General features: G+C 35.9%; 5 protein-coding genes and 4 tRNA genes. 6 read left to right on the forward strand and 3 right to left on the reverse strand.

What is annotated here, in order from left to right:
* Positions 1-623 precede the first annotated feature (623 nt).
* Positions 624-1976 (reverse strand): CDP-diacylglycerol--serine O-phosphatidyltransferase, encoded by a 1353-nt coding sequence (pssA, locus tag GNP81_RS19070; RefSeq protein WP_063664980.1) that lies wholly within the window; start codon positions 1974-1976, stop codon positions 624-626.
* A 72-nt stretch (positions 1977-2048) separates the two neighbouring features.
* On the reverse strand, positions 2049-2480 hold the full coding sequence (locus tag GNP81_RS19075; protein ID WP_011262799.1) for a GNAT family N-acetyltransferase: 432 nt from the start codon (positions 2478-2480) through the stop codon (positions 2049-2051).
* A 71-nt stretch (positions 2481-2551) separates the two neighbouring features.
* Here GNP81_RS19075 and murB point away from each other — a divergent pair, with 71 nt between their 5' ends.
* A complete protein-coding gene (murB, locus tag GNP81_RS19080) occupies positions 2552-3601 on the forward strand; it encodes a UDP-N-acetylmuramate dehydrogenase (protein WP_063664978.1) in 1050 nt (349 codons plus the stop codon).
* Positions 3585-4541 (forward strand): bifunctional biotin--[acetyl-CoA-carboxylase] ligase/biotin operon repressor BirA, encoded by a 957-nt coding sequence (gene birA, locus GNP81_RS19085; protein WP_063664976.1) that lies wholly within the window; start codon positions 3585-3587, stop codon positions 4539-4541. The genes murB and birA overlap by 17 nt, the downstream gene beginning before the upstream one ends.
* A gap of 3 nt (positions 4542-4544) precedes the next feature.
* Here birA and coaA read toward each other — a convergent pair whose 3' ends face one another.
* The gene (gene coaA, locus GNP81_RS19090; RefSeq protein ID WP_336495341.1) at positions 4545-5468 is read right to left on the reverse strand and encodes a type I pantothenate kinase; all 924 of its coding nucleotides are present in this window, start codon (positions 5466-5468) and stop codon (positions 4545-4547) included.
* 193 nt (positions 5469-5661) lie between these two features.
* On the opposite strand from coaA, the gene GNP81_RS19095 reads away from it, so the two are divergent.
* The 4 genes from GNP81_RS19095 to GNP81_RS19110 all read left to right on the forward strand — a co-directional run bounded on the left by GNP81_RS19095 (position 5662) and on the right by GNP81_RS19110 (position 6053).
* Positions 5662-5737, forward strand: a tRNA-Thr gene (locus GNP81_RS19095).
* A 34-nt stretch (positions 5738-5771) separates the two neighbouring features.
* Positions 5772-5855, forward strand: a tRNA-Tyr gene (locus GNP81_RS19100).
* 35 nt (positions 5856-5890) lie between these two features.
* Positions 5891-5965: transfer RNA gene (locus GNP81_RS19105), tRNA-Gly, on the forward strand.
* 12 nt (positions 5966-5977) lie between these two features.
* A tRNA-Thr gene (locus GNP81_RS19110) sits at positions 5978-6053 on the forward strand.
* The last annotated feature ends 120 nt before the right edge of the window (positions 6054-6173 follow it).

The following is a 6173-nucleotide window of genomic DNA, read 5'->3' on the forward strand; positions in this document are numbered from 1 at the left end:
TTTTTTACGTCTGTAGAAAATTGAATGAGATAAGCAGAGCGAAGAGGTAGTTCAGTTGGTTAGGCTTTTTATTGGAGAGCTTAGCGGCCTATCACGCCGGGGGACGTGTTGCTTTCAAGGTTGATAGAAAGTCCCGTCCACTCCGCCACTTATTTGAAAAAGCCCTAATCGAAAGATTAGGGCTTTTTTGCATCTGTAGAAAATTGAATGAGATAAACAGAGCTAAGTGGCAGTTCAGTTGGTTAGGCTTTTTATTGGGGAGCTTAGCGGCCTCACGCCAAGGGGCGTATCGCTTTCAAGATTGATAGAAAGTCCCGTTAACGTAATCACTTATTTAAGAAGCCCTAATCAAAAGATTAGGGCTTTTTTGCATCTGTAGAAAACGGAATGAGATAAGCAGAGCGAAATGGTAGTTCAGTTGGTTAGGCTTTCTATTAGAGATCTTAGCGGTTGTCAGTTCGGGGACGTGTTGCTCTTAAACTTGATAAAAAGCAGGTAAATATAGTTACTTATATTGAGATAATTAAATGATGGAGACTCTAAGGACGTGTAATTTTAGATGAATAGAGGCGGGGAAATATCAAAATGGGTATGCACTGTATTAATGCACACCCATAACTTAATTATAGAATTTGATTCAGTATATGATCTGCTTTAATTCGCTTAATTCTTTTGATTAATTTTTTTACTTCAACAGGATAACTATCAAGCTTGTCTACTTGTTTGTATGAACCAATTAATTGTGTATGTTCTAAGATTACATCTAGTTCAGCTTGCTTCGTATCTACAAGTAACTGTTCAGGATCCTGCAATAATAGTCCATTCTCAAGATCTAGTTTCCAGGCTCTTGGGTTTAGATTACTACCTGTAATTAGTGTGTATTCTTTATCTACCCACATACCTTTTAGATGAAAACTGTTGTTCTCATGTTTCCATAAGTTAAGAGATAATTGTCTGCTAGCAATGTAAGTCTCATTAGCTTTAGCAAAGTTTCTTAGGTTTATCTCATATAGGTATGGTAACCCTGCAATAGTCTTAAATTCTTCTTCAGGTGAAATGTAGAAATCATTAGCAGTTTTGTCACCGACAATAATTGTTACTTTCACTCCTCGTCGTAGTGCTTTTTTTAGTTCTTTTGCAATAGGTTTAGGGAAGTTGAAATAAGGAGTACAGATTGTAATTTCAGATGTGGCTGATGCTAAAAGAGTGCGAATATAATTATTTAATTTATTCCCTTTTCTTCCTAAGCCAACAAGAGGTGTTATACCAACTTCACCTTCTTTTCTTGTCTGAGACGTAAATTGGTAGTTTGCTAAACCGAGCTGCTTTCTTAACTCTTTAATTTCCGGCTTAAGGGATTTTGTTTCTGGTCTATTTTGTTGTGATAAACAATTTACAGCAGGACTAGCAATCAATGTTTTCTTAATAAATGAAACCATTGAATTAGCAAGAAGAGCATTATTTAAAACGTGGTATCTGTCGAAGCGGTATTTATCTTTATGGGCAAGGTATACATCATTTAAGCTAGCGCCGCTATAAACAACGGTGTCGTCAAAGATAAAACCTTTTAGATGCAAAACGCCGAAAACTTCTTTATTTCTTACTGGAACACCAAGGACATTTATTGAATGCTCGTATTTTTCAGAGAATTCTCGATATAACGCTGCGTTACCATCACTCTTTTCAGCACCGATAAGTCCTCTTTGAGCTCGATGCCAATCAACAAGAACATTAATGTCTAGTGTCGGATTTTTCTGTTTAGCTTCATACAGAGCGGTAAAGATTTCTCTGCCAGCATCATCATTTTCTAAGTAAAGTGCAACTATATAAATGCGTTGTTGTGCATTTTCTATTTGTTTAAGAAGTTCATACCGAAAATCTGCAGCGGTGTGAAGAATCTTAATATTCTCAGGATTTTGAGACAACATTGGGAGCTTAGATAGCTGTTCTTTACTTTCTTGAGGTTTCAAATTCATAACCAATCATTAAATAATCAATATAAGGGGATAGATTTTAGCAAACTTCATGGGTATTGCCGAGAGTAATATCTAATTGTTAGTTTTTTTATAGAGAAGGATATCCAATTCTTTTCCAGTATTTGTATATCTATCATGCTTAGATTTAAGTACATGAGGAATATTCTTTTTGTCTATATGAATGAAATCGTTTTTTAAATAAAACTCACTTAACTGAGGTTCACAAAAGCAATAGCAGTGTTCTAATGATAAAAATTCATTTAACTTAAATAACAGTTGGCTTCCAAGACTCTCGCCTCTTCTTTCTTTGATTATCATCATTCCTGTTAAAAAATGACACTCTTCATAGGTCTTTATACGCATAGCCCCTAAGATTTTCTTATCCCCCTCTATTACTATTATTTCTTCTTTTCCCTTAGGCTTTCCTGACGGGTAGTTTTCCTTGTAGATTTTATGTAATAAAGGAAGGCGTAATTTGTCTAGATGAGAAACGGTAAGATTCATTAGCTCTGTTCTATATAGTTGTTATGTATTAAGTTAGAATGTACTTAATCTAATCAATTAAATACAGCACTATGCAGATTTTACTTAATAAAACACTTAAGCCTTATAATAGTTTTTCAGTTAACGAAAGTGCTGATTTAATCATTCAAGCTGATTCTATACAGGATCTAATTGATATTTGGTCTGATAAAAAATACACAGACATGACAAAACTACCTTTAGGGCGAGGGAGTAATACCTTATTTTGTAATCACTTTAATGGTGTCGTTGTTCTTAATCGACTTTTCGGAAAATCAGTAACAGAAACGGATACTGATTATTTGCTGAAAATTTCTAGTGGAGAAGATTGGCCTGCATTAGTTGAGTGGTGTGTTGATAATGGATTCGCCGGCATTGAGAATCTAGCAATGATTCCAGGTTGTGCAGGTTCTGCTCCTATTCAAAATATCGGTGCTTATGGTCTTGAGCTAAAAGATATATGTGAGTCTGTTGAATATTTGGATCTTGAAACACTTCAAATTAAAACATTGAAGAATTCAGAATGTTTATTTGGTTATCGAGAATCTATTTTTAAGCACGAGCTCAAAGATCGTTGCATCATTACAGCGATAACACTTCGTTTAAATAAACAATGGCAGCCTGTTCTTGCTTATGGCCCATTGAGTGATTTACGAAATAGTAAAACCACACCTAAGAACGTATTTGATAAAATTTGTGAAATTCGAAGTAAAAAACTCCCTGATCCAAATGTGATTGGAAATGCAGGTAGTTTCTTTAAGAATCCTGTTATATCAGAAGAGCACTATTTAGCCTTATGTGAAACTTACCCTAATTTACCTGCTTATGATGTCACTGAAGGGAAGAAAATAGCTGCTGGTTGGCTTATTGATAATGCTGGTTTAAAAGGTTTCAAAATTAATGGAGCCCAAGTACATCAAGAACAAGCGTTGGTGCTAATTAACACTGGTACAGCGACATCTGAAGATATTTTAGAGTTAGCAAATTATGTAAAAAACATTGTCTTAGATATGTATGATATTGAACTTGAACATGAAGTTAGATTTTATCTAAATGGTGAAGAATCTTTTTTATCGGAGCTCTTTGATGAAAGAACACACTAAAAAACTTGAGATCTTAAGACTGCTTAGTGATGGACACTTTCATTCAGGTGAAGAGTTGGGTGAACAACTTAATATCTCTCGAGCCGCAATAAGCAAACACATTAATGTGATTCAGAGTTGGGGACTTGAGATTTACAAAGTAAAAGGTAAAGGTTACTCACTCTCAACTTCTATTGAGTTATTACAACAAGAGTTAGTTTCTCATAATAAGCTACCGAAACCTGAAGTTCTTGGCGTTGTTGATTCAACAAATCAGTATTTGCTAAATAATATGACCTCTCTTGAGTGCGGACAATCTTGTATAGCTGAATATCAATCTGCTGGACGAGGCCGAAGAGGGCGTTCATGGGTATCTCCATTTGGTGGAAATATCTATTTGTCTCTCTATTGGAGATTAGATGATGGTCTTGCTGCTACGATGGGATTAAGTTTAGCTGTTGGTATTGCTGTTGTTGAAGCCCTAGAAAACTTAGGCTGTAGTGGTCTTAAATTAAAGTGGCCTAATGATATTTATTGGAATAACAGAAAGCTAGGCGGTGTTCTTATTGAACTTTCGGCTCAATCAGGTGGTGCCGCCCATGTGGTCATAGGTATCGGAATTAATGTTGATCTTAGTGAAAGATTTACTTCTGAAATAGACCAACCTTGGGTTGATTTAAAAACGATTCTTGGCCAAAGCCACATTAGAAATAAATTAGCGAATACATTATTGGTTTCGCTTGAAGAAACGATGAAAGCGTTTGAATGTTTTGGACTATCCCACTTTATTGAAAGATGGAATAGATATGACAATTTTAAAGGCCAAGAAATTTCGCTTCAATTAGGAAATGGTACCGTTACAGGAGTTTGCAACGGTATTGATGCTCAAGGTGCACTGCTACTTATCAATGCTGATGGCCTAACGGCTTATAATGGTGGTGAAATATCGATAAAGAAATAATAGCTACTTTCTTATTGCTACTTGATTAATTGAATGGTTTTCACCTTTTGAAAGAATAAGACTAGCTCGATTCTTTGTTGGTAAGATGTTTTCCTCAAGGTTGAGACCATTAATCGTATCCCAAATATGTTGAGCTTTTTTAATTGAGTCTGCTGTAGACAATTCCGTGTAGTGCGAAAAATAAGATCCATGTTCTTTAAAGGCACTTTCTCGTAATTTTAAAAAACGTTCGACATACCATTCTTTAAGTTGTTCTGCCGATGCGTCTACATATATTGAGAAGTTAAGAAAGTCTGACACAAAACGGTGATGCTGTTCGTCAGGATAATCGTTACTATTTTGAAGTACATTTAAACCTTCAATGATTAAGATGTCTGGTGATTCAACAACTTTTCGCTCACCGGTTACGTTATAAGTCAGGTGTGAATATAAAGGTGCCGATACCGATTTTTTTCCCGATTTTACATCAGAAACAAAAGAAACCAATGAGTTGGTATCATAAGACTCTGGAAAGCCTTTTTTATGCATGATGTTCTTAACTTTTAGAACTTCATTAGGATAAAGAAAACCATCTGTTGTCACCAGTTGAGTATCTAAGTTTGGTAATAACTGTTTGAGCAGAGTCTGAATGATTCTTGCTGTTGTACTTTTTCCTACTGCAACACTTCCCGCTATACCAATAATAAAAGGGGATTTTATATCTTGGTGTGAAAGAAATTTTTCTAAAATAATGTTTTTTTCGCGATGGCTATCAATATGTAATTGCAATAAGCGAATTAAAGGCAAATAAATTTCACTCACTTCATCAATGCTTATATTTTCATTGATGCCTCGTAAGCTCGTTAACTCTTTTTCTGTAAGTGTCATAGGCGTCGATTTTCGCAATTCAGCCCAATGCTCACGAGTAAATGTTAAATAAGAGTTCACATGACTTACCTAATGGATTAATGAATGTTGAACAATACAATAAGCCTCTTTAAGAAAAAAGCGGTCTTATTACTTTTTGGTTATGGATTTGATGAGATAGACAACTTTTTGAGTAAAAAAGCAAAAAAAAACGTTTTATTTGAATTTTCAGTTGCATGATATTTCTAGATTCACTAGAATGCGCACCAATTGTGCCGACTTAGCTCAGTAGGTAGAGCAACTGACTTGTAATCAGTAGGTCACCAGTTCGACTCCGGTAGTCGGCACCACTTTTACTTTTTTCGAAAGGTAGAAGTAAAATTTGGAGGGGTTCCCGAGTGGCCAAAGGGAGCAGACTGTAAATCTGCCGCGAAAGCTTCGATGGTTCGAATCCGTCCCCCTCCACCATATTTCAGGTTAAATAGCTCAATCGAGTTACGTGTGCGGGCATCGTATAATGGCTATTACCTCAGCCTTCCAAGCTGATGATGCGGGTTCGATTCCCGCTGCCCGCTCCATATCTTTTGTGCGCTGATATAGCTCAGTTGGTAGAGCGCACCCTTGGTAAGGGTGAGGTCCCCAGTTCAAATCTGGGTATTAGCACCAGATTGCCTATTTCTCCTTTTAAAAAATCATATATTCAATCTATATTTGGTTACGTGGTCATTCAAAGCCACTAATATCCGTACCTAGAGGGACTATCCATGTCTAAAGAAAAATTTGAAC

Origin of the sequence: Aliivibrio fischeri, assembly GCF_009727955.1 — a bacterium.
GTDB classification, from domain to species: Bacteria; Pseudomonadota; Gammaproteobacteria; order Enterobacterales; family Vibrionaceae; genus Aliivibrio; species Aliivibrio fischeri_A.